This is a genomic window from Nocardia sp. NPDC051929, from assembly GCF_044548645.1.
GTDB lineage: Bacteria > Actinomycetota > Actinomycetes > Mycobacteriales > Mycobacteriaceae > Nocardia > Nocardia sichangensis.
The window spans coordinates 78878-102435 of sequence record NZ_JBIUCG010000030.1; the positions used below are offsets into that span (position 1 = coordinate 78878).

Sequence of the window (23558 nt, forward strand, 5' to 3'; positions counted from 1 at the left end):
TTGCCGTGGTAGAGCTGGGCATCTCGGGCGCCGTCGAGGGCGAAGCGCCGCCCGATTGGCTGAATTTGACCTACGAGGTGTTCAATCCCGACTATTCCGTCGGGGTCGCCTGCGATCGAAGCGGCACGATCGTTGGTCTGCACCTCGGCGACGAGGTCTGGGAGAACACCGATAGCTGGCTCGCGGCCGAAATCGTTCGAGTTGCCCGCCTGGCCTACCAGAAGTCTCGGGTGGGGCGGCGTGCGGAGTTGCTGTACAACGGCGCGTTGCCGCGCCTGGCCGACTCGTTGGGTTTGCCCACCGAGGCCGAGTACAACCTCATGGAGAAGGCGGAGTTCGGCGCCGGGTACTGAACCGTCCAGGCTTGCTCTCGATATCCCCAGAGATGGGGATGCTGAAGAATGGGGAAGTCGGTCGGAATGGAGAGGGTTCGTCGATATGACCAGCGAGTTCGATCAGGATTCACAAGAGTGGCGCCGAGTTCGCGACGTCAACCAAGACATGGTCCCCGGCCTGCGGGAACGCGCGAAGAACGATCCTGATTACGAACCCAATTTCATCGCGACGAATGGTTGGGCGGCCTACGGGTTCCTGGAGAATTACGGTCGACCGTACCGGCGTGATCGTGCGGTCGGCTGGACCTCGGTGGCCGATGGTCGTCAGGGCACGAGCGATAATTCCCACACGACCGCGGGGGCGATCGAGGACACCGACGGAGCGGGTGGCGCGGCGGTTCGGAGTGCGTCGGCGGAGGTTTGAGCTTCAACGGCCGGCAGGTATCCGGCGGGCGGATTCAGAATGGCTGCAATCGGCTCGCGACCGTTCGGAACCACGATTCTGATCGTGGGTTCTGCTGAAGGGTGTGCGAAACGATCCGGGCTTCGTCGGCCGGGTCCAATGCCCGTGATGCGGGTTGGCGGCGGCACTTCCCCTGATCGGCGATCGAGGCAACGGCACAGGGCTCTCGCGACAGGCGCCGCGGTGAACCGCCCGTCTAGGAGGACGCATGACCAACTACTTCACTTATGACAAGAACGGCAACTATACAAAATCGACGAGCCGTCCTGAGTCTGGCTTCTACACCGCGCAGGAAGAGCCCGGTGGCGCAGTAACCCTGTATGAGGCAAAACCAGGTGGGGATCCCAAGAAAATCGACTCTTGGGACCGCGCCGGGGACATGGATTACGTGGTCACCCCGGATGGTACCGCATACAAAGTCAAGCTGGTCGACAACGTATATCGTGCCGACCCGGACAAGCGCGACGAAAAACATGATCACAAGCCCGCCGACACCGGGCCCTCGGCAGAGCAGAGGGAGGCGGACGAGAAGAAAAAATACATGGAGGGTCTGGAGAAAGATCCAGAAGAGGGCGATAAATTCGACGACTTTCCGCTGAAGATCAAACTCCCTCCCGGTAGCCCTTCGGACGACCTGACAACCTATATCAGTTTGGCGAACCACCAGCTCAAGTACCTCGAGAAACAAATGGGCGACAAGAAGAAGCCGATCGCCTTGACTTCCCCAGAAAAGGGCAAAGATACCCTTATTTGGGACAACAACCTCAGCAAATCGTTCACGGATTCGATGGGGAAAGGCGCGGAGGCGCAAGCCGGGGGAAAGGGCGAAGCAGTCGATGCTTACAAATCGGCTTCCGCCTTCCTCGACGACTTGGACGCCCAGTGGTCGGCCAGGGACGACGACTTCAAAACGGAGAATCTGAAGCTCACCGCCGACAACGATCGTACATATCGGAAGATGTACGACAAAGTTCAATCGGCGCATGAGGATATCTGGGCGGCACTCAAGAAACCTCATGCGGGATACTTCGGCGGAAGTACTTTCAGTGACAGCAACTTCACAGCTCCCGGTATTCAGAATGTGGTGGAAGAGGAGCCGGTCTACGGAATCGTCCGTGAGACCGTTCAGTTCTGCGTAGATCAGGTCGCCGATTACGCGACTCGAGCCGAGAGCGCGGGGAAGAAATACGGCGATTTCCCGGGATTTCCCACCGACAAGGGTGACAAGGGCGATAAAGGAGACGACAAGGGCGATAAAGGCGACGACAAGGGTGATAAGGGCGACAAGGGCGACAAGGGCAACAACAACGCGAACAACAACGGCGCGACCAACAACGGCGGTGTGAACAACGGCGGTTACAACGGCGGCTATAACGGTGGGTACAACGGCGGCGCCAACAACGGCACTCAGGGCACCGCAGGCACCGCACAGCAGGCCAGTCAGAACGAAGACTTCAGTTCCACCTACGACGACCTGCTCGGGACGGACACCACGGGCACGGCGGACACCACCCAGACCGCCCTCGACAACACCGGTACGGGCGGCACCACCGGGTCGAGCACGGTCACCGCTGTGCCGAGCACGGCGATGCAAGGCGGAACAGGCTCGGGATCGGGGTCGGGCGGCACCACGGCCACACCGGCCGCCACTGCCACTCCGGCCAGCACCGGAAACGATATGTCCAGTCTGATGACACAGATGGCCCTGATGAACGCCCTGCAGGGCAACCAGACCCGTCAGCCCACCGGCGACGACAGCCGCTACGACGACGACCGGGATTCTCGGCATGAGCGCGACCGGCGGGAACGAGAGCGCGCTACGCAGGCGTCGACCACCCAGCAAACCGCTCAGCCCTCTCCTGCCGGTGTGACCGCGCCGACCTACGCGGGCACTCCGCCGCCGGTGACGACGCCGGGCACCACGGTGGATGTCCCCATCGACAACACGAATGTCAAGGCAGCCCCGCCGGTCGCGGAGGCCTTGCAGAAGCAGGTGCAGAACGTCGCCCTCGACGCGGTATCCGCGTACAAGGGGACTGCGGGTGAGTTGACAGCGGACCATCCGCCCGCGGTGGTCAACGGCCCCGGCGAGTTGAAAACGGGCGATATTCTTCAGTGGGAGCGACACAGCGCGTTGATCGTGCGGGATCAGGAGCAAAACCGGTTGTACGTCCTGGACGGCGGCCATCTCGTTCCACTGGATCCCAACAATCCACCGTTGAAAGAAAAGTACGGTGATTTCACGGGATACGTGCATCCAACCGGTTTGGATGCCGGCAACGCCAATCTGGGTGCCGCGGCGGCACCGCCGCCCACCACGAGCCAGGCACAGCAGCCGACCGCTCCACCGCCCGTAGGGCCACCACCGCAACAGACCTGAGCGGCCGGACAGCATGGCCGCACAGAAGGACATCGTCATCGCGGCGGCGACCGGCTATGGGTGGCCCGAAGTCGAGCCGTGGGCAAGGAGCCTCGCCGCGAGCGATTTCGCCGGTGTGGGTGCGGTCATCGTGTACGACCGCGATGTCCGCGGCGACGCCATCGCCGATAACCTGGAATCACTGGGGTTGTATCCGATACGCATGTCGCTTCGCGGCAGTATCTACAATCAGCGGTTCGAAGATGTCGCCCAGGTATTGCGGACATTCAGGCATTCGCTTCGATTCGCCGTGGTCACCGACGTGCGCGATGTGTACTTTCAGGCGGACCCGATCCAGTGGTTGGAAAACCACTTGAGCCGCACCTTCGTCGCTGTCAGCGAGGGGGTGCGGTACTGCGACGAAGGGTGGAACCGGGACAATCTGCGCCATGGCTTCCCCGAACTCGCCGAGCGCGTGTGGTCGAAGGTGGTCTGCAACGTCGGTGTCCTTGCCGGTCGAGCCGATGCCATATCCAATCTGTGTGTGGCCATTTCCCGTGTCGCCGCCTCGTCTGGAGTGCCGGTCGCGGATCAGAGCGGGTACAACGTCCTGCTCGACATGGAACCGTTTCGTTCCGCGGTGCAGTTGGTGACATCCGACGACGGATTCGCCTGTCAGGCTGGGACGTTGGCGGATCCGAACCGGGTCGGAGTGCTGCGCCCGTTTCTCCTCGAGCCCGAGCCGATCTGGTCCGGAGCGGACGTGCGGACGTCCACGGGCAAGTTGTATCCGATCGTGCATCAATACGATCGGGTGCCCGAATGGAAACGGGCGTTTTCGGCCGAACTGCGGTCTACTCCTGTGCGGAGGCCGGGTTCTTCTCGAGCAGCCCTGGTTCGCGTCCTCGGGGATGCCGACGGCGCGTCGGTCTCGGATGTCGCCCGAAGCTTCGGGGTGCCTCGGGATAGATCAGCGATACCACTGTATTCCGCAGACCAGAAGATGGATTCGGCGGCGCGTCGACCGAGAGTGAAGCCGGGTCGGCCAGGTAGCGCGGGCGGATGAGCCGTCAGCTCGCCTTATCGATTATCGGGTCCCCGTCGGCCAGATCGTCAGCAGCCACGGAACGTTGCCGGATGGTGAAGTCGAAGCTGCTGTAACGATCGCGACCGTTCCCGGCATCTTCCCAGGTGAAGCCATACTTGCCGATATGTTCCAGGCGGATTCGAGTGTCGGCGTGGATGGCGAAGCCGCTTTTTCGCGCGCGTTCGCAGAAGGAGTAATCCTCGCCGAGGTACCAGTGGTTCTCGCCGTCGGGAATGATCATGGGCAGGAAGAACGGGATGTTGGCACGGCCGAACTGTGTATTGCAGACCGGAAGCTTTTCTCGTTGCAGGATCTTCTCGTAGACATTTCTTCTGGTGAGCAGGAACCCGCAGGCCGCATAGCGGATCTCGATGACGCCGCCGCCTTCGCCGAATGTGATTTTCGTGGTGCCGGGCAGAAGACTGCAGACCAGTTCGCGCGCCATTTTCTTGGCATAGATACCGCCCACCACCGGCAAGTCGTGCGATCGCAACATCTCGACGGATTTCGGTTCGAAGCGAACGTCCGCATCGATCCACATCAACTCTTCGAAGCCCTGTGCCAAAGCATCCGTGGCGATTTGGCTGCGCGCTTGGTCGATCGCGGAACAGCCGTATACGCGCCAGACCGGATATCCGCGTCGTTCGAGTTCCGCCAATCCTTCCGCGCATCCGGGCTCGATGTAGTCGTGCACCGGGACCAGCACGACACAGCGGGAAGGATCCATTTTCTCCACCTGGTAAGGGCCTCGTATGCGGGGCCAACTGTACTGTGCGGCCGGAGAACCACACTATGTGGGAAGGAGGGACTTCAGGGCATCCGGCGGGCAGAGTAGTGCACCCCGGTCGAGCTTTCGGACGCCTCTCACAGGCTGATCTGCCGACGGACGTCACCGGACGATGCGATGGACGTGCGCGGACAGCGGCGGTGGCTGGCGCCCTGGTGCATCGGCGAGGCCGAGTGGGTCAACAGAAGCGGACTACGCTCGTGCCTTTTCGCCCCGCACCGAGGCGGCGACCTGGTTCGGCATCGGTTCGTGGCGCGCGTACCTACGGGTGAAATCGCCGGTGCCGTGGGAGATCGAGCGCAGGTCGATGGCGTAGCGGCTGAGTTCCAGCTCGGGGACTTCGGCGTGGATCCGGGTGCGCCCGGCGCCGTGCGGCTCGGTGCCGAGGACGCGACCGCGGCGGCTGGACAGGTCGCTCAGCACCGGTCCGACGTATTCGTCGGTGACCAGCACCCAGACCTCGGCGAGAGGCTCCAGCACTCTGATTCCCGCGGCCGCCGCTGCCTCACGCAGGGCGAGGGCGCCCGCGGTCTGGAAGGCGGCGTCGGAGGAGTCGACGGAATGGGCCTTGCCGTCGAACAGGGTGACGCGCACGTCCACGAGCGGATATCCGGCGGTCAATCCGCGGTTGGCTTGCGCGCGGACGCCCTTCTCCACCGATGGAATGAACTGGCGCGGGACCACTCCGCCGACCACCTTGTCCACGAACTCGATCCCGGACCCTTCGGGTAGCGGTTCGACTTCGATCTCGCACACGGCGTACTGGCCGTGTCCGCCGGACTGCTTCACATGCCTGCCGCGCCCGGTCGCCTTGCCCGCGAGAGTCTCTCGCAACGCCACCTGGTGATCGGTCACGTCCACCTGTACGCCGAACCGGGTCCGCAATCGTTCCAACGCTACGTCGCGGTGCGCTTCGCCGAGGCACCACAGCACCAGCTGGTGGGTTTGCGCATTGTGCTCCAGCCGCAGCGCCGGGTCCTCGGCGGCGAGCCGGGCGAGGCTCTGCGACAGTTTGTCCTCGTCGGCTTTGCTGTGCGCGCTGATGGCGATGGGCAGCAGGGGATCGGGCATCGGCCACGGCTCGATCCGCAAGGGGCTGTCGGTGGACGAGAGGGTGTCGCCGGTTTCGGCGTGACCGAGTTTGGTGACGTAGGCGATGTCGCCCGCGATGGCCTGGCGTAGCGGGCGTTGCTGTTTGCCGAACGGAGCCGAGATCGCGCCGACCCGCTCGTCCAGCTCGTGGCACTCGTGGCCGCGATCCTCCAGGCCGTGCCCGCTGACGTGCACCGTGTCGTCGGCGTGCAAGGTGCCGGAGAAGACGCGGACCATGCAGACTCGCCCGACGTACGGGTCGGACGCGGTGCGGATGACCTCGGCGGCCAGCTCGCCGTCCGGGTCGCAGCGCAGCGGATGCGGCTGCGCGCCGTTGGCGGCGGTGATGGGGTGCTCGACCGGCGTCGGAAAGCCGCCGGTGATCAGGTCGAGGAGTTCCACCGTGCCGAGGCCTTGCTTCGCCCCTTCGGGCGCGGGCGCGGCGAACAGCACCGGATGGAAGCTGCCCCGCGCGACCGCGCGCTCCAGGTCGGCGACCAGCGTGGCCATGCTGATCTCCTCGCCGTCGAGGTAGCGCTCCATCAGGCTCTCGTCTTCGCTTTCCGCGATGATGCCCTCGATGAGGCGATTGCGCGCCTCCTCCAGCGCGGGCGCCTGATCGGGCGAAGGGTCGCCCTGGACCTCCTCGCCGGAGGAGTAGTCGCCCACGCAGTGCGGCAGCAGCTCCACCATGCCGGTGACCGGCCGGTGACCGTCCGGATTCTTCGGGCCGTACACGGGCAGGTGCAGCGGCAGGATGCTCTCCGACGAGCCGCCGCCCAGCACGGTGCGGCAGGCCTCGGTCATCACGTCGTACTCGTCACGCGCCGTGTCCAGATGGGTGATCACGATCGCACGCGGCATCCCGACCGCGGCGCACTCCTCCCACAGCGCCCTGGTCGCTCCGGCGATCCCGTCTACGCCCTCGGCCGCCGAGATGACGAACAGCGCCGCATCCGCCGCGCGCAGCCCTGCCCGCAGTTCGCCGACGAAGTCCGCGTATCCGGGCGTATCGATCAGGTTGATCTTCATGCCGCCCCACGCCACCGGCACCACCGACAGCTGCACGGACCGGTGCTGGCGATGCTCGATCTCGTCGTAGTCCGACAGCGAGGTGCCGTCCTCGACCCGCCCGGCGCGATTGACCGCCCGCGCGGTGAGCGCCATGGCGTCGACCAGCGTGGTCTTTCCCGACCCGCTGTGCCCGACCAGGACCACGTTGCGAATCTGCTCGGGGCGGTCCGCCGTCATCACGCCGCCGTCGCCCGCGGCAGCTCCGTTGGTCTTGTCCACCATGTGTCTCGCTCCTTCGCCCGACACCTGCCGTACATCCACCTTCCCACCGGGCGTTGCGTTCCGTCGACGAATCGGCAGATCAGGGCACGGAGCCGGTCATTCGCAGGCGGGCGAGGGCGGCCCGGTCCCGGCGATGTTCTCGCACGCCCAGTACCGGTCGATACGCCAGGAGCCGTCGCGCGAGACGAACGGCACGATCGTCGGACGGCGGCCGTTCGGTCCGGCGAGAACGACGGTCGCGAGGAGGTAACCGCCCGCGCCGGTCACTTTGCCGACCGTCGTGGTGATCGAGGTGAAGGCCTGAGCGACCCGGGTGATCAACTCCGGGTCCTTGTCGTCGTCCGCGATCCGCAGCGGTTTCCGCTCCGTGGGAACCGCCGGGTCCAGCGTCTGTCGTAGTCGATTGTCGAGATCGGTGACCGTGGGCGCCGGTGGATCGGGCTGGGTGTTCGCCGGGGCGTCGGGCACCGTGCCCGGATACAGCTGACGGGCGATGCCGAACCAGATGACCGAGGCGGTCACCCCGAGCAGGGGTGGAGAAGTGAATTCGTTGACCGCGACGGTGACGCTGACGTCCTGCTCGGGGAGATAGCCCATGTGGGTGGTGTAGCCCAGCACCGCGCCGCTGTGGCCGAGCCAGCGGCCGGACTCCACCATGCCGAGTCCGTAGCGCAGGTTTCCGGCGAACTGGGTCCTGGCCCGGAAGGTCTCCGGTTTCAGCAGATCGCCGCGGCCCAGCATGCGGGCGTAGTCGGCCAGGTCGGAGATAGTGGACACCATCGTGCCCGCCGCACCGAAGAGCGCCGGGGTGGTCCGCGCGGTGACGTCGGTGGGCGCTTCGTCGAAGTAGGAGTACCCGCGACTCTCAGGCGCGGGCATGGTGGCGTCGGTGGGATACGTCGTGGCGCGCAACCCGTGCGCGGCGACGACTTCACCGATGACTTGGGGCACCGGCTTCCCGAAGACCTTCTCGAGCACCAGACCCAGCAGGTAGAACTCGGAGTTCGAGTACTCCACGCGGGTACGCGGTGGCTTCGCCCGCTCCGGCTGAGCGATGATCGCGCGTAACCGGTCGCCCTCGTGCCATTCGGATGCCGTAGGCTCCGCGTCGAACTGTTCGGCGAAGGCCGGATAGTCCCGGAGATCCCAGACGCCGCCCTGCATGCCGAGCAGGTCGCGGAGAGTGATGGTGCCGCCGTTGGGCACTCCCGGCACATATCGTTCCAGCACGTCGTCCAACGAGAGTTTGCCCTCGTCGGCCGCGCGCAGCACCGCGGTCGCGGTGAACGTCTTGGTGATACTCCCGATCCGGACATGATCCGCTACGTCCATCGGACGACCCGTCGCGAGATCCGCTGTGCCGTAAGCCCTGACGAAGGACCCCCGTTTCGGGTCGTGCACCGCGACCAGTACCCCGGGGGCCAGCCGCGCGTCCATTTGCGGCCGCACGATGCGGTCGATCCGCTCGGCTGCCTCGGTTGGAAAGCCTCGTTCCTCGCGCTCGTCCGATGCGCATCCGGCCAGCAGCGCGGCCACCGTCGTCAGCGCCACGGCGACCGCACACAACGATGTGAATCGTCCCCTCATCGAGCCCCCCTGTTCGATAGCGCTTTTGTCAGTGTGCCAGGACCACCGAACAGCCGTGTTCCCATCAGGGACGTCCCTCGCACATCTCGCGCCGACGTGCGAGGAACGCTCCATCGGGAACGTCTGCCGCTCAGGACAACCGGCGGATGTCCCCACGGACGCGGTAGAAGCCGCCGCGCGCCGACTCCGCTATGCCGTCGACCACGTAACGAGCCCCAGCCAGACGAATATCCTTGGGGAACTGCACATTCCACCCCTGGTGATATCCAGGCGAGACGACTCGCACGCGCAGCGAACTGCCCTGGCTCACGCACTCCACGACGATTCCGCTACCCGCTTCGGAGGTGATCTCGACGGTGTCGCTGGGCACCACCGCCGAGATCTCGGGAGCCTTCACCGACACCGTTTCGGGCAGCACACCCTGCTCGGCGTCGCGGATGGCGGCCTCGCCGACATCGAGACAGGCCAGCGTGCCGGTCGTGGTGACCAAGTACAGCTTCTCGTCGTGGTACTGCATGGAATACGCCGAGCCGCAGCCGGTGGCGAGCTTCCACACGCGGTTCCCGGCGGCGTCGAAGCAGTACACCGAGGAGTAGTTGTCGCCGGCGAAGACATACCGGCCGTCGGGCGAGGTGGCGCAGGAGAAGACCGCGGCGTCGCACTGATAGACGCGCTCGGCCCGGCCGCTCTTGGCCACCATGCGGACCTGGTTACGGGCGGTGCCCGCGTAGACGGCGTCGGATTCCTGCCAGCCGAACAGGACGCCGCCGCCGGTGCCCATTTGCCACAGGGTGCTTCCGCTGTCCAGGTCGTACTTGGTGACGCCGGCGGAATGCCCGTGGTAGACGCCGTTCGCGTCGATGCGCACCATCCAGCCCGAATCGCCGGTGCTGCGCCGCGTCCACAGCGACTCCTCCTCGTAGTCGATCACGGTGATCCCGCCTTGGCGGTCGGAGACGCCGAGGATGCCGTCGTGGATGTCGAGCCAGTAGATGTCGACATCGGCCGCGATGTCGTAGGCCGCCCGAGGCACCTTGCCCGACAGGTCGTAGACGCGCCCGTCGTCGCAGCCGGCGTAGATCCAGAAGTCGTCGGCCACGATGCACTTGACCGAATCCGGCAGGCGGTACCGGCCGGTGACCACACCGTCGGGAGTCAGGGTGAACACGTCGCCGCTCTCGTTGCCGACCCAGCAGCGGCGCTCGTCGACGAAGATGCCGAAGGCGGCGGCGCCGGAGTCGAAACTCCACAACACGGGCGCTGCCTTCGCCGTGGAGCGGCCGCTGCTGATCGCGCGCCTGGTCACCGGACGCCTGGCCCGCGCGCCCAGCACGGCGGGCGCGTAGCCCTTGCGCACCTTCTCGCCGATCTTCTTCGACGCGGCCGCCTGCGCCTTCTCCTCGGAGGCGAACGAACTCACCTTCGTCTGCCCTTGTTCCCCGATGCGACCGAAGCGGACGCTCACTTGCGTACCCGCGACGATCACCTCGTAGAACTTGTGCGCGGTACCACTGTCCTCGGACAGTTCGAGATAGGTGGTTCCCCCGATAGTCATAGCGCCTCGCCTGTTTTCGTCAGATCAGAACGAGACGAAAGTTAGCAAGAGGCACCGACATTCGACGGCGCGTGCGAGATCGCCGGTGGCCGGCTCTGGCACAATCGTGCCGGGCTCGTGAGGAGGGGGTACGCCATGGTGTTGACCGCGCGGTTCCAGCCGGGATCGACCAGCCGTCCGTTCGTCGACCGCGCGCCGGTGCTGACGCGGTTCGACGAACTGCTCGCCGAGGCCGCCGGGCATCCCCGCGTCATGCTGCTCGGCGGTGTCGGCGGGATCGGCAAGTCCCGGCTGGTCACCGAACTGCGGGCGCGGGTCGGCAAGAAACACCCGGCGGCGGTGCTCGACCTGCAGGTTCCGAGTCATCGCCAGGCCGCGGACGGACTCGCCGTGCTGCGCATGCAGTTCGGCGCGCAGAAGATCAAGTTCCACCGCTTCGACATCGCCCGCGCGGTGTTGTGGCAGCGCATGCACCCGCATCTGCGCCTGACCTCGGACGCGCTCGCGCTCGCCGAGCACAGCGAGATCCTGACCGAGATCCTCAACGACGCCACCGGCATCCCGGTCTTCGGCACCGCGACCCGGTTGCTCGAACTCGGCGCTCGCAAGGTGATCCGCACCCACCGGATCCGCCACGATCCGGTCCTCGGGGAACTCGACCGGTTGAGTCTCGCGGGCCTGGAAGAAGCCGTCTCCTACCTGTTCGCGGAGGATCTGAAGAGCGGGACGGAGGGGAAACCGTATGTGGTCTTCCTGGACGCCTACGAAGCGCTGATAGGCGGCGCCGATCGTGAAGGCCGCGCGGCGGCGTCCGATGCCTGGCTACGCGATGTGGTCGCGCAGCTGGACACCGGGTTGGTGGTGATCGCCAGCCGCGAGCCGCTGGGCTGGGAGCGGCACGACTCGGAGTGGTCGGCCCGCATCCGGGCCGTGCCCGTCGACGACCTGCCGATGGACGCCCGCTTCGAATTGCTCGACTCCTCCGGCATCGAGGATCCCGACGAGCGCGCGGCGATCGCCGCTTCGAGCGCGGGTGTCCCGTTCTATCTGCATCTGGCCATCGATGCCCGTACCCGCGCGGGTTGGGTGACGCCCGCCGAATTGGTGTCTCCGGAAACGATTCTCGAGCGTTTCCTCCAGCACGTGCGCCCCGACGAAGTTCGCATGCTGGAACTGCTGGGCCTGCCGCGCACCTTCGATCGGGAGATCTTCACCGCGGTCGCCCGGCAGTTCGAGCTACCGCACCACATCGCCGCGTGGAAGTCCCTGGTCGCGTACTCGTTCGTGTACGCGGCGGACGAGAACGACGAGGGTGAGCGCTTCCAGCTGCACCAATTGATGGTGGACGCGTTGCAGTGGCGTTTGGACCCGGACGTCCGGCGCACTCTGCACGGGGTGCTGCACGACCTGTGGTTCGCACGCGCCGAACGGTCGCTCGGCCGGGTCGCGGCCTTGCGGGAGGCGGGATATCACGGTGTCCGGTCCGGGCTGCTGTCCGCGGTGACGTTGCTGGGATACGTCGACCGGATCGAGGCGGCGGGTGGCAGCCAGGGCATCGGCGGAGTGATCAGCGATCTGGACCGCTATCTGAGCGATCCGCATGAGAACCTGACAGGTATGGCGGAACTGTCGGAACTCACGCGGTGCCTGGAAGCGGAAGCGGCGGTGCTGCTCGGCGACGCCAAACAAGCCGATCGGCTCACCCGGGAGGTCGCTTTGGACCGGACCGGCCCGATCGCGGAGCGGTTGGCAGTCGCCGCGGCGAACGCACGCCGCATACTCGGCGACACCGACGACGCGTTGGCCATCTATCACGACGTGTGGTCGCGCGGATCGGGGCGGGCCCGGCTCGTCGCGGGGCAGTGGGCGGCCGATTTGCACATGTGCCAGGGCCGATTCGGTCAGGCGCTGAGCATGTGCGAGGAACTCGTCGCGATGGCGGAGGACGACCACGAGTTCCTCGGCGACATCGCCCGGTTGCGTCATCTCGCCTACCGATTGGCGTTCGACACCGAACGCGCCGCCCGGTATCTGACGGAGGCCGACACCCATTATCGAGCCGCGGGCAGCGTTGTCGGACAGGCGAATGTCGCGACGAACCTGGCGGAACTCTTGGCGCTCACGGACCCGGCCCGGGCGATCGAGGCCGCCGGAGCGGCGATCGTGCGGCAGCGTGAACTCGGCGCGTTGCACGAACTCGGAAAGGCCTACACCGCATTGGGTCTGGCGCGGTTGTCGCTCGGGGAGCTGGATGCCGCCGAGCACGCGCTCGCCGAAGCGTGCGAGATTCTCGAGCAGGCCGGGTACCGCTCCGGTCGGGCCAGGGCCGAACTGTTCCGCGCGGGGGTCTTCGCGCGCCGCGGGAGGCGCGACGATGCCGTCCGCAGTGCCCGCTGGGCCATCGCGGAATTCCAGGGGGCGAACGTCTATCCGGGGCTGGTCCTCGTCGCGCGAGCGGTCCTGGCGCTGTACGGCTGGACCGAACCCGACATCTCCGAAGCCGCGGCGGCCGCGCGGTCGCGCATTCAGCCGCCGACGCCCGGATCGGGATTGGACCGCGACGCCGCACGCGTGATCGCCCGGGTGATCGGTGTCGACGCCGAGGCGATGTACGTCGAAGCGCTGTCCCGATCGCAGTCGGCCGCGGGGTACTACAACCACAACGTCCGCGTCGACGGCGTCGCCGGTGCGGTGAACGTGCGGATTCCGGTAGCCGGCGCCGATGTGATGGACCTGCGGCAATGGCCCGAACCCGCGGTGCTGATCGCGATCGAGCCCTTCGTCGCCGCGGCGCCGAGACTGCGCTGGGAATCGGTTCACCCCGCCTATCAGATCCACGACTACATCGACGGCGACCTGCTGGATCGCATCGCGCCGCGCGGGGTCCGAGTTCCGGCTCATGTACCGGCGGATGTGGCGGCGCTGTTCGGGGAACTTCGGCGCATCCCCCGAGATCTACTGCCGCCGGTCGAGCCGGACTGGGGTGACGAACCCGCTGGGTTCGCGCGCCGATTGTCCGCCGTCACCGCCCGCGTGCACCGTGACAGCAGTGCGGAGTTCGGCGAGCTGTACCGCCGCTTGGGTGTGCCCGATCAGCCGCTCGAGCACATCCTCGCGGCGTGGGACACGCTCGAGGCCAGGCCTTTTCGAATGCTGCACGCCGACGTGCACCGGAAGAACATGATCGTGCGAAACGATCGGGTCGTATTCCTGGATTGGGAATTCGCGCTGTACGGCGATCCGGTCTACGACGTGGCCACGCATCTGCACAAGATGGGCTACCTGCCGGACGAGCAGGAGGCGTTCCTCGCCGCGTGGGTCGCCGCCGAGCCCGAGGCCGCGATCGGGCGATGGCGTCGCGACCTGCGGACCTACCTCGCACACGAGCGGGTCAAATCGGTTGTCGTCGATGCGGTCCGCTACCGCAAAGCAATCGGGCAGGGCGGGGCCGACGCGGCGGCTGAGGCGGCGTTGGTGGCCAGCATGTGCGGAAAGCTGCGGCTGGCGCGAGACGTGTGGGGACAGACCGAGCCGGTCGACGACGCGGCGGTGGAAGCGGCGTTGCGCGGGCGTGATTGACGCGGCGATCCGCGTACGCCCGTGCTCACCGGGTCGGGGCCCCGATCGAAATGCCGGTGATGAACTCCGCGACGATCGTGTGATCGGGATACTGCCGTCCGTAGACGGCGACGATAGCGCCGACGCGGATGTCCGTCGCCTGTTTGGCAACCAGGACGTTCACCTTGGTGTTGGCGTCGGCGCGGACCTTGACGCTGCTGCTGGTGAACGCGTTTCTGACCACCAATGTCGTGCCGTCATTGGCCACGACCTTTCCGAAGGTGACACCGATGCCCGTCCGGACGGGCGGGGGAGCGGCTACCGGCGCGGTCGTTCGCACGGTGGACGTAGGTGCCGGAGTGCTCGGTGCGCTGGTGCGCAGCGCCGTGGATGACGCCGACGTCCCCGTCGGGTGATTCACCAGCAGACACCCCGACACCAGCAGGAGCACCACACCGACGCAGAGTCCGACGAAAGCGGCCGCGCCCGAGTGATGCAGCCGGTGCGGCGCGTCGTCCTGACGTGGTGGTGGCAGCGGAGGCATCGCCATCACTGTGGTCTGCGAATCGGATTCGCTCTTCGGTGCGAGTGCGCCCGGATGTACTCGTGGCTGCGGCGGTGCTTGGTTGTGCGCGTTCGACGATGCGCCGGGCCCACTCGCGGCGGCGGTGATGGATCTGGTTATTGATCTGGAAAGTGTTGCTGCCGAGAATGATTCGGGATCCCCGCCGACTCGTGCCAGCCGTCCCACCTCCGCCGGCTTCCGTCGGTGCGTACTCCAGCGAGGCATAGGGCAAGGTTATGTTCACCCGGCGCTGTGTTTGTTGTCACTGGCGGGAGTAGCGGTGTGACCTGCATCGATGGGCCGTTGTCGGGCTGATGGGCCGTTCACGTGGCGACTACGTGGCGCAACAGGCACTGCGGTTGATGCCGAAATCGTCTGTGGGGCAGCGTACGTCGCTCATCGACCACAGCACCCCGCCACCTCTCGCCAGGCGCGAGTGCCCCGCAAGCTCCGGACCCAGCTGGACTCGAACTTGCTCCGAGCGATGGCGTCGTTGCGGCGGGCGATCCCTCGCTGGGGCCACACACGAAGTCACGGTCACCGTGGCGGGTTGATTCGGCGGCCGTTGTGGAGCCGGGCGCGTTCTTCCGGGGGTGAGTACATACGTGGCGTGAGTAATGCCCGCGTCATCGGATTGAACTACAGTTCGGCGGGGGCTGGTCGACGTGCAGTGGTTGCAGCAGCTCTTGTGTCCGGTGCGCGGGCTGTAGAGTGAAGCAGCCCGCTGTCCCCGCTCGGCGGCGTGGTCCCGATCGACTTGTGCAGGACCTCTCGGCCTCTGGTCGTCTCCCCGCTCAGCCGGGTTCGACGATCCGGTCGTCGCTGAGCCGGTACACCACACGTAGGCCATCGAACAAGGCCTGCCACCGAAATCAAGGTCTTGTCCGGAGAATCGGGCTGGTGGACTCCGGTGCGTTTGCGGCGCTGGATCGTTGGCTACTTTCTCTGGCGCGCCTGGTCCCGGCTAGGTGGGTCAGGTGTAGCTGGGATCGTTTTCCTCGCGGAAGGCCGCGACCGTTGCGTGTACGACCCGGTCGAGTTGGGTTCGCACTTCCGTGGTGTCGGCGGGGACGGCCTTGATGGTGGTTCCGCTGCGGACGAGGTAGCGGCCGTCGGGGTAGTCCATCACGTGGAAGCCGCGGGCGGGCGCCGGGCGGTTGTCCCAGGCCGGGCCCGCGTAGACCGCGACGTGGGCGATGGTGGTGCGGGGGCGTTCGAAGAACTGCTCGGCTCGGGCCCGGGGCGGGGCCGGTGCGCCCACGCGGTACGGTTCCTCGTCCTCGGCGTCGAGTTCGTGCCGGGAGATCTCGATGCCGGGGCCGCTGCCGCGTGCGGCGTCGGGTAGGTGGTCGATGACCCGACGGCTCACGCTCTCCGCAGCGATCAGTGACATGTGCACGGCTCCACCGCGATCCGGCGATGCGGTGGGCTCCTGTACCAGCAGCACGGCATGCCGATAATGGACGGCCGCGTGGACGCGCAGTTTGTCCTCCCCGCTGAATCCCGCCATCTCGATGCGTGCCTCGGGTTCGGCCAGCACACGCAGAGCGCTGTACAGGGACTCGTCGAGGCGACGGTGCAGTCCGGCGGCTTCGGACTTCCACTCCGACTCGTAATCGGCGACGGTCTCCGCCGTGGATCGATACTGCAAGGGGTATGGCAGCACGTCGCGCTCGACGGCCCGCCACAGCACCGTGAAGCCGAGCGCGGTGAACGACCAGTCCCGTCGGCTCATGCGACCGGCTCCTTCGTCATGGACCGCGCGCGTGGTGGCGTGGCGTCGAGACCGGTCCGGCTCATTCGCCGATCACCGGTGGCACCGACTTCACACTGTTCTCCGCACCGAGACCGGTGAGTTCCTCACCGTTGCGCTGGTTCACCAGGTAGTCCTTCGTCTGGTGCTCCTTGTCGTCGTCGCCCTTGCCGCGAGCGCCCGGCGCCATCATGCCCGGCATGCCGCTCGCTCTCGGCCGACCGGTGCCGGGCCGCGCGGAAGCGGCGGCGGGAACGCCGCCCGGGACACCGTTGATGCTGCGACCCGGTGCGGGAGCGCCGAGGCCGGGAGCGTTCGGGTTGAGTGTGCCCGGGCTGTGCGTGCCGGGAGATCCGGGACTCGGTGTTCCGGGGCGGGTCAGCGATGGATCGGTTCCGGGATTGGTGCTCGCCGGTTGGGTCGACGGGTTCGTGCTCGCGGGTGTGGTCGCGCTCTGTTCGGTCGTGCTTTCCTGCTCGGCAACAGGATTCGTGCTGGACGGGACGGTGGTCTCCGGCGTGTTCTCGGTACCCGGTTGCTGTGCTGGGTCCGCCGTGGTGGCTTTGTCGGCGGTGCCGGTGCCGGTGCCGGACGACGACGGCTGCCAGCCGTTGTTCGGCGTGTACGGCTGATCGCTCGAATTGTGCACCGGGTTGTACGGCTTGGGCACCAGTGGAACGCCGGTATCGGCTTCCCGGACGGCAGGGTAGAAGACGTTCTTGACGACGTTCACGGACGCGTCGTGCGCGGCGTCCTCGCGATGCTGGTTCAGCTTCCAGGTCGGGCCCGGCACCCAACTCGCGACGTTGCTGGTCCACGTATGGGCGGGTGCTTCTTGCACGGCGGGCCGGGTGACCTCGATACCCGACCGGATGATCTTCACCTTCTCGGCGACGATCTGCACCGAACTGATCAGTCCGCCGGACTTGTCGACATATTCCTTGATCCCGTCCGCCGCGGCCTTCGCCGCCGCCCCCTCCCATTTGCCTTCCATGGCCTTGCCGATCTCCGGGGCGAAACCTTGCAAACCCTGCTCGAGCCGGTTGCGAATGGACTCCCACCGCTGGTGCAGCGCGACGACTCCATCGATCGACATCGCCTGCACGCGTTGATAGAGATCGTCCATGCCGTCCGGGTTCTTGTACGCGCTCTCCGGAACTTTCGGCGACTGGGTCTGCAAATCACTACCGGCGCGCATGATTTCGGTGATGCGGTTCCGCGCGATGGCCGCGTCGGGGCTCTCGTCGCGCGAACCGCTGTCCGGCGGGCCGGATTTCGACTGCTCGTACAGCGCGGCGCCAATCGCTACCAAGAACGGCAGGCCCATGATTATCCCCCGGTCAGTTCAGCAGATTGCTCGTGTCTTGCGCATTGGAGTCGTCCGTCGCGCCGATGCGGTCCACGGAAATCTGGATCGTATCACGCATCAGGGTCAGGACCTCGATGTGTTCTTTGAGCGCGGAGTCCACATCGCCGTCGCCGCCGATTGCCTTGGCGCCCAGCATGTTAGCTAGATCGTTGGAGCAGTCGAAGTCGCCGAGGCCGGTTACCCGGGCCATCATCTTCAGGTCTTCGAGGAGAGTGACATACAGATCGATCTGACGGTTACAAGCATCCCGGCAACTCTCTGCGACCGCGCGGTCGAGATAAAGCCTGCCAGCATTGGCCTCATTGGCAAGGTATCGCCACCGCGATACCTCCTCGCTCATCGACATAGAAAGTTCTCCCTGATCAGCGCGGAAACGTCGGCGCAAGCACTTCTGCAGCGTTCATGGCCCGATCGCATGGCGCTAGGTTGCTCTTAGGCGATGTGTTGAAGACAGTGATCTGTAGTGCGCCCTGATCTGCGGGGAACGCCAGATCGCAATCTTCTCCGTCGACATCGGACGTGTTTCGGAAACGAAATCCGTCGCGGCCGCCGACATTGATGGGCACAAAGTCGGTGTTCTCCGGCTTCTTCCTGAGATCATCAATGGAGTAGATCGTCGACCACACTCCCAGCGAGTAATTCCACTGAGAAGCCGCATCATGCCAAGAGCAAACCTTCCATCCTGGTTGCTCGACACCAGCGATGCCCGACTTCTTCGTGGACGAGACCACGCCGATCCGTTGCAGGTGCTGGTCCGACACTTGCGTGCACGGATCCCACAGGGCGGCCGTGGCCGCCGAAGTGTCGATCGTCGTGCTGGGCGTGGCAGTCCCGTTCGTGCCCGAATCACACCCCGAAGCGACCAGCGCCACCCCAGCGAGTGCTACAACTGTCGCCCTCGTCCGTCGTCCCACGAAGCCTCCCGATCCGGGCCGTCAAAGTCGTCCCTGAAGTCTATGACGCATATACAGGGTCTCCGGTTCCATCGGATTCGGTTCGTTCGGATCAGGAGCTTCGGGTCGTTGCGTCATCTGATCGACGGGCGCGCAGGTGGGTGAGCGTTGCTAGGGTTGGTCTCGCGGCTGGTCGGGCTTTTGGAACCCATAGTGGTGGTGTGCAGTTCGGTCCGCGCAGATGATGATCGACTGGACGACGGTGCTGATGTGCGGGCGGAACGCGTCGCGTGGTGCGACGACCCACCGGCGGTATCCAGTTCGTTCGTCGGCGGGGGAGGGCAGCAGGATCTCGCCGCCGTCGGGGACGATCGTCGCGGAGGCGCGCAGCAGTGCGACGAAGATGTCGGTGTCGTTGGCGAGCTGGTGGGTGTCGTCGGGGCGGACGAGGATCGTCCAGCGTCCGGAGCCGTGTGCGATGACGGGGCCGAGCAAGTATTGCCCGGCGAGGTCGGAGTGGACCATTCTGCCGAGCTGTTCGGGCACGGTGACCGCGCCTACGTCTCCCGCGCGCAGGGTGATTCGCCGAGTTTCCTGGTGTACCTAGCACGGCAGGCCGTAGACGTGCCGGTAGCGCTGGCAGCGGGTGAGTGTGGGATCGGAGGCGGGATCGGTATTCATGGCCGCTCCGTCAGCACGAACCGGGGTGGAGTCGGCCTTGTTCGAGTTGGGCAGATCGCATCGTTGCAGTCTCCGTTCGCATTTCGAGGATGAAGGGGTGGCGGCGCGGAGCGATCAGTCCCACAGCTGTGCGCAAGGAAGGTGCGGGAGATCGTCGTCCAGGTCGTCGTCCACAGTCACCGTGATTTCCGGGAACCGTTGCGCCAGTGCGCGTGCGACGCTTTCGGCCTGTTCGGCGCTCGCCTGGTAGTCCAGGCGCAGCGGACCGGTTTCGATTTGGATGTGGCGGCGCCGGTTCGGCGGCCCGGGAGCAGCTGCCGTCACTGCGGCCTGCTCGGGTCCGGCACCATCCGTCCGCTGTCGACCAGCACCTGTCGCGCCGCCGCTTTGCGTGCGCAGTGTTTCGCGCGGCAAGCCACATGGATCTGCATCACCTCATGGGCCTGGCGGATGCTGAGCGGCCGCATCGGCGCTTGGTGGGCGGCCGCGTCACACAGGGCGATGAGCTGGTACATGGCGAGGGAATGCGTGGACACGGGAAACCTCTCTGTCTCGCGGATCGACCGATGCCCGGTACCGGGGGCTGTCGCCACCGGCCCGCCACTCTGGCGAGCTGGTGCGCCGCGCAGAGTGCGGCGTCGCCCCGGTACCGGGCACCCGCGACCGAACGTAGGTCGCGCGAACACCGAGGTGGGAGCACGGATCGCGATTTCCGTTCCGGCTATGCGAAGAGCCGTATATCCTGCCGGTGCAATCGCTTTCGGGGTAAAAGCTGTGGGGAAATTCGACCAACGATCGGGGGGCTCGGCCATGTACATGACCACGGGCGAAGTGATTCGGCGCATCAGGAAATCCGTCGGCATGACGCAGACGGAATTGGGCGCGCTCATCAACTTCTCGCAGCCCGCCGTCTCGGGTCTGGAGCGCGGCGGCCCGGCCTCGCACGACGTCCGGGTCCTGCGGCTCGTAGCCCGTGCACTGGACGTTCCGCTTGCCATACTGGTAGTGGAGTCGGACCGGGAGGCAGATGTGGACCGTCGCAACTTCTTCAAAGCAGGGGCATCAGTAAGCGCGGGGGCCGCCATGATGTCGGTTTCCGCCGCCGCGAACGCCGCGTCGGCGTCCGCAGGGAAAGTCGGCGCGAGCGATGTCGAAGCGATCATCGACAGCGTGAATCAGATCCACGAACTGGATCTGGTGGTCGGCGGCGACCGTTTGTGCCGGGTGGCGGCCAATCAGGTCCGCTATGTCGAGCAGCTTCTCGACCAGGGGAGTTACACCGAGGCGGTTGGTCGGGCGCTCACCAGCGCCGCCGCCGAGATGATGACCGCCGCCGGTTGGGTGCACTACGACGCCGGGCGTCTCGACGATGCTCGGCGGTATTACGCGGACGCCGCGAACGCCGCCAATGCCGCCGGTGACGGGATCGCTGCGGCGCATGCGCTGGGGAATGCCAGCTGTCTGATGATCAGCCTTCCCGGAGATATGCGAAAGAACCCTTTGGCGGTGCAATACGCGCAGGCCGCCTCACAGGCATCTTTTCGTCAAGGCGGGCCGAAACTGCGTGCGCTGATGGCGGTTCGGGAAGCCGAAGCCCACGGTGCGCGTGGAGACAAGACCGCGATGACGACGGCGATCAGCCGGGCCTTCCGTGCGTATGAATCTACTCGGGGGCATGATCCGGAGTGGGTGTTCCTGCCCGAGGCCGAACTGAACTTCATCACCGGCAAAGCCCAAATGTGGGTCGGAGAGCACGCGGCAGCAACGACACACATGCAAGCTGCCATCGACGGCTCATCGGCTTGGCCGAGGGAGCGGGCGGCGTGGCAGCTCAACCTCGCGCGCAACTTGGTCAGCGCCGGTGACGTCGCACGAGCATGCTCACTGCTCGCCGACAACTACGACACCATCGCCGGACTCGCGTCCACACGCCTGCATCAACGCATCGATGCCATCTCGAATACGGTTCGCGGTCATTCCCGGGTTCCAGAGGTTCGAGACTTCTTGGCCCGGCGCGCGGCACAAGTCTGATACCTCGTATCCGTTGGTCGGCATCGACCAGCTCGTGGGAAGCGCGAACCAGGACTCGCCGCATCGAGGTCTAGCTCGAAGGTGGGTCTTGGCGCGCCGTGCCGTCCCTGATGCCACGTCCGGAATTCGATGCGGTAACCCCACGATCGGGTGGCAGCCGCAAGCTTGCCCATATCTCGCAGCGCGGCAAGCGGCTGGTCCGGATTCAGCGGGCGGTGGTGATGGCGTCGGCACAAGCATCAGCCGGTCGGATTCGTTGCCGGGCTGACGTGAGTATTCGGAATCGTATGGACGGTAGGCGGCCCGCGACTTCAACGGGCACGGGTTCGAGGCTCTGGACTCCTCTCCCGGCCTGCCCTCTGCTGCCAGCTCGTCGGCGCGGCGTAGCTTCCCCCGGGACCTTCTTCGCGGAATGTCGCGACAGATCCAAGGACTCGGCGACGAGTTGAAACAACCAAGTCTCACAATGCCCCCGGATGAGCTTCGAGGCGCTACCTTCTGTCTGCTCGCAGTGCAGCGAGCAGATCGGAGTCAAGTCATGCGCATCACATCGATCACGCGCCGCCTAGGCATGGCCGCAATCACCCTGGTCACGACGGCTACGGCCGCACTCGGCATCGCCACGCCACAGGCGGCTGCGGCGCCGGCGCGAGATCCGATCCTTTTCGTCCACGGCTGGCACGGATCGGCGGCGGACTGGGATTACATGTGGAGCAGATTCCTCGACGCGGGATACTCCGCAGAAGAGATGGCACGATTCAGCTACGACACCACCCAGTCGAACAAGGACATCGCACTACAGGTGAAAGCGCAGGCCGATGCGCTGCGCGCGAAAACCGGTGCCGCCAAGGTCGACATCATCTCCCACTCGATGGGCGGCCTCAACAGTCGCTGGTACCTGAAGAAGCTGGACGGCCTGAATTTCGTCGACGACTGGGTCTCCATCGCCGGCCCCAATCACGGCACCGACGTCGCCAACGGATGCTTCGACGCCTCCTGCGCGGAGATGCGGCCCGGCTCAGCCTTCCTCGCCGAACTCAACAGCACCGACGAAACCCCCGGCCGGGTGAACTACGGCACCTGGTGGTCGCCGTGCGATGAGATCATCAACCCCGATCAGAGCACGATTCTCAGCGGTGCCACCAATACCCAGACGGCGTGCCTCGGCCATATCGCGCTGCTGTCCTCGTCGACGGTTTTCGAGGGCGTGCGCGACTTCGTGAAGTAGTCGGCTGAGCCCAGCCCGGCAAAGCTGTCCGCAAGCGTCGACGGCCTCCGCGTCGAGGAAGTCCAGCCCGAGTCGTGGGGACAGGGCCGAAACAGCGGTGCCGCGGTGGTGCGGTCGCACCCGGAAACGGCAGCGCCTCCGCGTCGAGGAGACGAGGAGGCGCTTGCCGGATCCGAGTTCGAGGCTCAGTAGGCCCCGTTGACGTTGTCCATCGAGCCGTACCGATGAGCCGCGTAGTTGCAGGCGGCGGTGATGTTGGCGACCGGGTCCCAGATGTCGAAGGCGGTGCCGTCGACGTGGTAGGCGTTGAAGGTCGGGTCGATCACCTGGAGCAGGCCCTTGGAGGGGGTGCCTTTGGCGGCGTTGGAGTCCGACAGGTTGATGGCCTTGGGGTTGCCGCCGGATTCGCGCATGATGTTGCGGTGGATGCCGTCGTAGCTCCCCGGAATGCCGTGCAGGCGCATGACGTCGAGGGACTGGCGGATCCAGCCGTCGAGGTTGTTCTCGTAGACCTGCGGCGGGGCGGGCACGAGACCCTCGGGCGCGGGCGCGGGCAGCCCTGGCAACGCGGGCAGCTCGGGCAGCGCGGGCAGTCCCGGCAGAGCCGGGAGGTCGAACGGCGCGGCGACCGGCGTAACGGGCGCCGGAGCGCTGTCATCGGCCACCGCCACACCGGCGGAGAAGCCGACGGCGATCACGCCGACGGTGGCGGCGAGGGCAGCGCCCTTACGAAGGGACGGGCGGCGGAGGAAAGAAAGGCGTGCGTCAGACATCGAGAAATCAGTTCCTTGTTCGTGCGGCGATCCGGCCGGGAAAACCCAGCGCGGATCCACGGCGGGCACCAGGTAAGGTGTTCGCCATCTCGGCTCGTGTGCGGTTTTCGGATTTCGTTGTGAAGGCCAGGGTTCGAATTCCTGGC

The 23558-nt window shown here is 66.0% G+C and carries 21 protein-coding genes; 8 read left to right on the forward strand and 13 right to left on the reverse strand.

The genetic code is table 11. The features are described from left to right. The first annotated feature begins 5 nt into the window (after positions 1-5). The 4 genes from ACIHAX_RS33415 (at position 6) to ACIHAX_RS33430 (ending at position 4223) form a co-directional block, all read left to right on the forward strand. Positions 6-353 carry a hypothetical protein gene (locus tag ACIHAX_RS33415; protein ID WP_397281572.1) on the forward strand — a complete coding sequence of 116 codons (348 nt, stop codon included), beginning with the start codon at positions 6-8 and terminating at the stop codon, positions 351-353. A gap of 85 nt (positions 354-438) precedes the next feature. Continuing rightward, on the forward strand, positions 439-759 hold the full coding sequence (locus tag ACIHAX_RS33420) for a hypothetical protein (RefSeq protein ID WP_397281574.1): 321 nt from the start codon (positions 439-441) through the stop codon (positions 757-759). A gap of 247 nt (positions 760-1006) precedes the next feature. Further along, a complete protein-coding gene (locus ACIHAX_RS33425) occupies positions 1007-3178 on the forward strand; it encodes a hypothetical protein (protein WP_397281576.1) in 2172 nt (723 codons plus the stop codon). Between the two features lie 13 nt (positions 3179-3191). Beyond that, positions 3192-4223 carry a hypothetical protein gene (locus tag ACIHAX_RS33430; protein ID WP_364427822.1) on the forward strand — a complete coding sequence of 344 codons (1032 nt, stop codon included), beginning with the start codon at positions 3192-3194 and terminating at the stop codon, positions 4221-4223. 4 nt (positions 4224-4227) lie between these two features. Here ACIHAX_RS33430 and ACIHAX_RS33435 read toward each other — a convergent pair whose 3' ends face one another. The 4 genes from ACIHAX_RS33435 to ACIHAX_RS33450 form a co-directional block, all read right to left on the reverse strand. Continuing rightward, on the reverse strand, positions 4228-4971 hold the full coding sequence (locus ACIHAX_RS33435) for a hypothetical protein (protein WP_379253018.1): 744 nt from the start codon (positions 4969-4971) through the stop codon (positions 4228-4230). Between the two features lie 252 nt (positions 4972-5223). After that, positions 5224-7419, reverse strand: coding sequence for an elongation factor G-like protein EF-G2 (locus ACIHAX_RS33440; RefSeq protein ID WP_397281579.1), 2196 nt, complete (start codon positions 7417-7419; stop codon positions 5224-5226). A 96-nt stretch (positions 7420-7515) separates the two neighbouring features. Next, positions 7516-9006, reverse strand: a complete 1491-nt coding sequence (locus tag ACIHAX_RS33445) for a serine hydrolase domain-containing protein (protein ID WP_364427829.1) — start codon at positions 9004-9006, stop codon at positions 7516-7518. Positions 9007-9136: 130 nt separating this feature from the next. After that, positions 9137-10561: a WGR domain-containing protein gene (locus ACIHAX_RS33450; protein WP_355072853.1), complete on the reverse strand. Its 1425-nt coding sequence runs from the start codon at positions 10559-10561 to the stop codon at positions 9137-9139. A gap of 135 nt (positions 10562-10696) precedes the next feature. Between ACIHAX_RS33450 and ACIHAX_RS33455 the strand changes: the two genes are divergently transcribed. Beyond that, positions 10697-14140: a phosphotransferase gene (locus ACIHAX_RS33455; RefSeq protein ID WP_397281582.1), complete on the forward strand. Its 3444-nt coding sequence runs from the start codon at positions 10697-10699 to the stop codon at positions 14138-14140. Positions 14141-14165: 25 nt separating this feature from the next. On the opposite strand, the gene ACIHAX_RS33460 is transcribed toward ACIHAX_RS33455, so the two are convergent. Next, the gene (locus ACIHAX_RS33460; RefSeq protein WP_355072857.1) at positions 14166-14387 is read right to left on the reverse strand and encodes a hypothetical protein; all 222 of its coding nucleotides are present in this window, start codon (positions 14385-14387) and stop codon (positions 14166-14168) included. A gap of 22 nt (positions 14388-14409) precedes the next feature. Here ACIHAX_RS33460 and ACIHAX_RS33465 point away from each other — a divergent pair, with 22 nt between their 5' ends. Then, positions 14410-14535, forward strand: coding sequence for a hypothetical protein (locus ACIHAX_RS33465; protein WP_397281584.1), 126 nt, complete (start codon positions 14410-14412; stop codon positions 14533-14535). Positions 14536-15657: 1122 nt separating this feature from the next. Here ACIHAX_RS33465 and ACIHAX_RS33470 read toward each other — a convergent pair. The 7 genes from ACIHAX_RS33470 to ACIHAX_RS33500 form a co-directional block, all read right to left on the reverse strand. Beyond that, positions 15658-16419 carry an ESX secretion-associated protein EspG gene (locus ACIHAX_RS33470; protein WP_364427841.1) on the reverse strand — a complete coding sequence of 254 codons (762 nt, stop codon included), beginning with the start codon at positions 16417-16419 and terminating at the stop codon, positions 15658-15660. Between the two features lie 61 nt (positions 16420-16480). Further along, the gene (locus ACIHAX_RS33475) at positions 16481-17764 is read right to left on the reverse strand and encodes a hypothetical protein (RefSeq protein ID WP_397281586.1); all 1284 of its coding nucleotides are present in this window, start codon (positions 17762-17764) and stop codon (positions 16481-16483) included. A 13-nt stretch (positions 17765-17777) separates the two neighbouring features. Beyond that, positions 17778-18146, reverse strand: a complete 369-nt coding sequence (locus ACIHAX_RS33480) for a hypothetical protein (RefSeq protein ID WP_397281588.1) — start codon at positions 18144-18146, stop codon at positions 17778-17780. Positions 18147-18168: 22 nt separating this feature from the next. Then, entirely contained in the window at positions 18169-18678 is a 510-nt protein-coding gene (locus tag ACIHAX_RS33485; RefSeq protein ID WP_397281590.1) for a DUF3558 domain-containing protein, read from the reverse strand. 192 nt (positions 18679-18870) lie between these two features. Beyond that, on the reverse strand, positions 18871-19245 hold the full coding sequence (locus tag ACIHAX_RS33490) for a hypothetical protein (protein WP_397281592.1): 375 nt from the start codon (positions 19243-19245) through the stop codon (positions 18871-18873). A 249-nt stretch (positions 19246-19494) separates the two neighbouring features. Continuing rightward, on the reverse strand, positions 19495-19704 hold the full coding sequence (locus tag ACIHAX_RS33495; protein WP_364427856.1) for a hypothetical protein: 210 nt from the start codon (positions 19702-19704) through the stop codon (positions 19495-19497). Then, positions 19701-19916 (reverse strand): hypothetical protein, encoded by a 216-nt coding sequence (locus tag ACIHAX_RS33500; protein WP_397281594.1) that lies wholly within the window; start codon positions 19914-19916, stop codon positions 19701-19703. The genes ACIHAX_RS33495 and ACIHAX_RS33500 overlap by 4 nt, the downstream gene beginning before the upstream one ends. A gap of 274 nt (positions 19917-20190) precedes the next feature. Here ACIHAX_RS33500 and ACIHAX_RS33505 point away from each other — a divergent pair, with 274 nt between their 5' ends. Both ACIHAX_RS33505 and ACIHAX_RS33510 read left to right on the forward strand, forming a co-directional pair. Next, positions 20191-21411 carry a helix-turn-helix domain-containing protein gene (locus ACIHAX_RS33505; RefSeq protein ID WP_397281596.1) on the forward strand — a complete coding sequence of 407 codons (1221 nt, stop codon included), beginning with the start codon at positions 20191-20193 and terminating at the stop codon, positions 21409-21411. 538 nt (positions 21412-21949) lie between these two features. Next, on the forward strand, positions 21950-22639 hold the full coding sequence (locus ACIHAX_RS33510) for an esterase/lipase family protein (RefSeq protein ID WP_397281598.1): 690 nt from the start codon (positions 21950-21952) through the stop codon (positions 22637-22639). Positions 22640-22824: 185 nt separating this feature from the next. Here the strand turns inward: ACIHAX_RS33510 and ACIHAX_RS33515 are convergent, their stop codons facing one another. Next, positions 22825-23412 (reverse strand): transglycosylase SLT domain-containing protein, encoded by a 588-nt coding sequence (locus tag ACIHAX_RS33515; protein WP_364427866.1) that lies wholly within the window; start codon positions 23410-23412, stop codon positions 22825-22827. Positions 23413-23558: the final 146 nt, after the last annotated feature.

Coding starts and splice junctions, on each gene's coding strand:
- ACIHAX_RS33450 (WP_355072853.1), bottom strand. CDS start 10,561: ATGACTATCGGGGGAACCACCTATCTCGAACTGTCCGAGGACAGTGGT.
- ACIHAX_RS33425 (WP_397281576.1), top strand. CDS start 1,007: ATGACCAACTACTTCACTTATGACAAGAACGGCAACTATACAAAATCG.
- ACIHAX_RS33420 (WP_397281574.1), top strand. CDS start 439: ATGACCAGCGAGTTCGATCAGGATTCACAAGAGTGGCGCCGAGTTCGC.
- ACIHAX_RS33515 (WP_364427866.1), bottom strand. CDS start 23,412: ATGTCTGACGCACGCCTTTCTTTCCTCCGCCGCCCGTCCCTTCGTAAG.
- ACIHAX_RS33470 (WP_364427841.1), bottom strand. CDS start 16,419: ATGAGCCGACGGGACTGGTCGTTCACCGCGCTCGGCTTCACGGTGCTG.
- ACIHAX_RS33465 (WP_397281584.1), top strand. CDS start 14,410: ATGCCCGTCCGGACGGGCGGGGGAGCGGCTACCGGCGCGGTCGTTCGC.
- ACIHAX_RS33440 (WP_397281579.1), bottom strand. CDS start 7,419: ATGGTGGACAAGACCAACGGAGCTGCCGCGGGCGACGGCGGCGTGATG.
- ACIHAX_RS33455 (WP_397281582.1), top strand. CDS start 10,697: ATGGTGTTGACCGCGCGGTTCCAGCCGGGATCGACCAGCCGTCCGTTC.
- ACIHAX_RS33475 (WP_397281586.1), bottom strand. CDS start 17,764: ATGGGCCTGCCGTTCTTGGTAGCGATTGGCGCCGCGCTGTACGAGCAG.
- ACIHAX_RS33505 (WP_397281596.1), top strand. CDS start 20,191: ATGTACATGACCACGGGCGAAGTGATTCGGCGCATCAGGAAATCCGTC.
- ACIHAX_RS33510 (WP_397281598.1), top strand. CDS start 21,950: ATGCGCATCACATCGATCACGCGCCGCCTAGGCATGGCCGCAATCACC.
- ACIHAX_RS33445 (WP_364427829.1), bottom strand. CDS start 9,006: ATGAGGGGACGATTCACATCGTTGTGTGCGGTCGCCGTGGCGCTGACG.
- ACIHAX_RS33435 (WP_379253018.1), bottom strand. CDS start 4,971: ATGGATCCTTCCCGCTGTGTCGTGCTGGTCCCGGTGCACGACTACATC.
- ACIHAX_RS33430 (WP_364427822.1), top strand. CDS start 3,192: ATGGCCGCACAGAAGGACATCGTCATCGCGGCGGCGACCGGCTATGGG.
- ACIHAX_RS33480 (WP_397281588.1), bottom strand. CDS start 18,146: ATGAGCGAGGAGGTATCGCGGTGGCGATACCTTGCCAATGAGGCCAAT.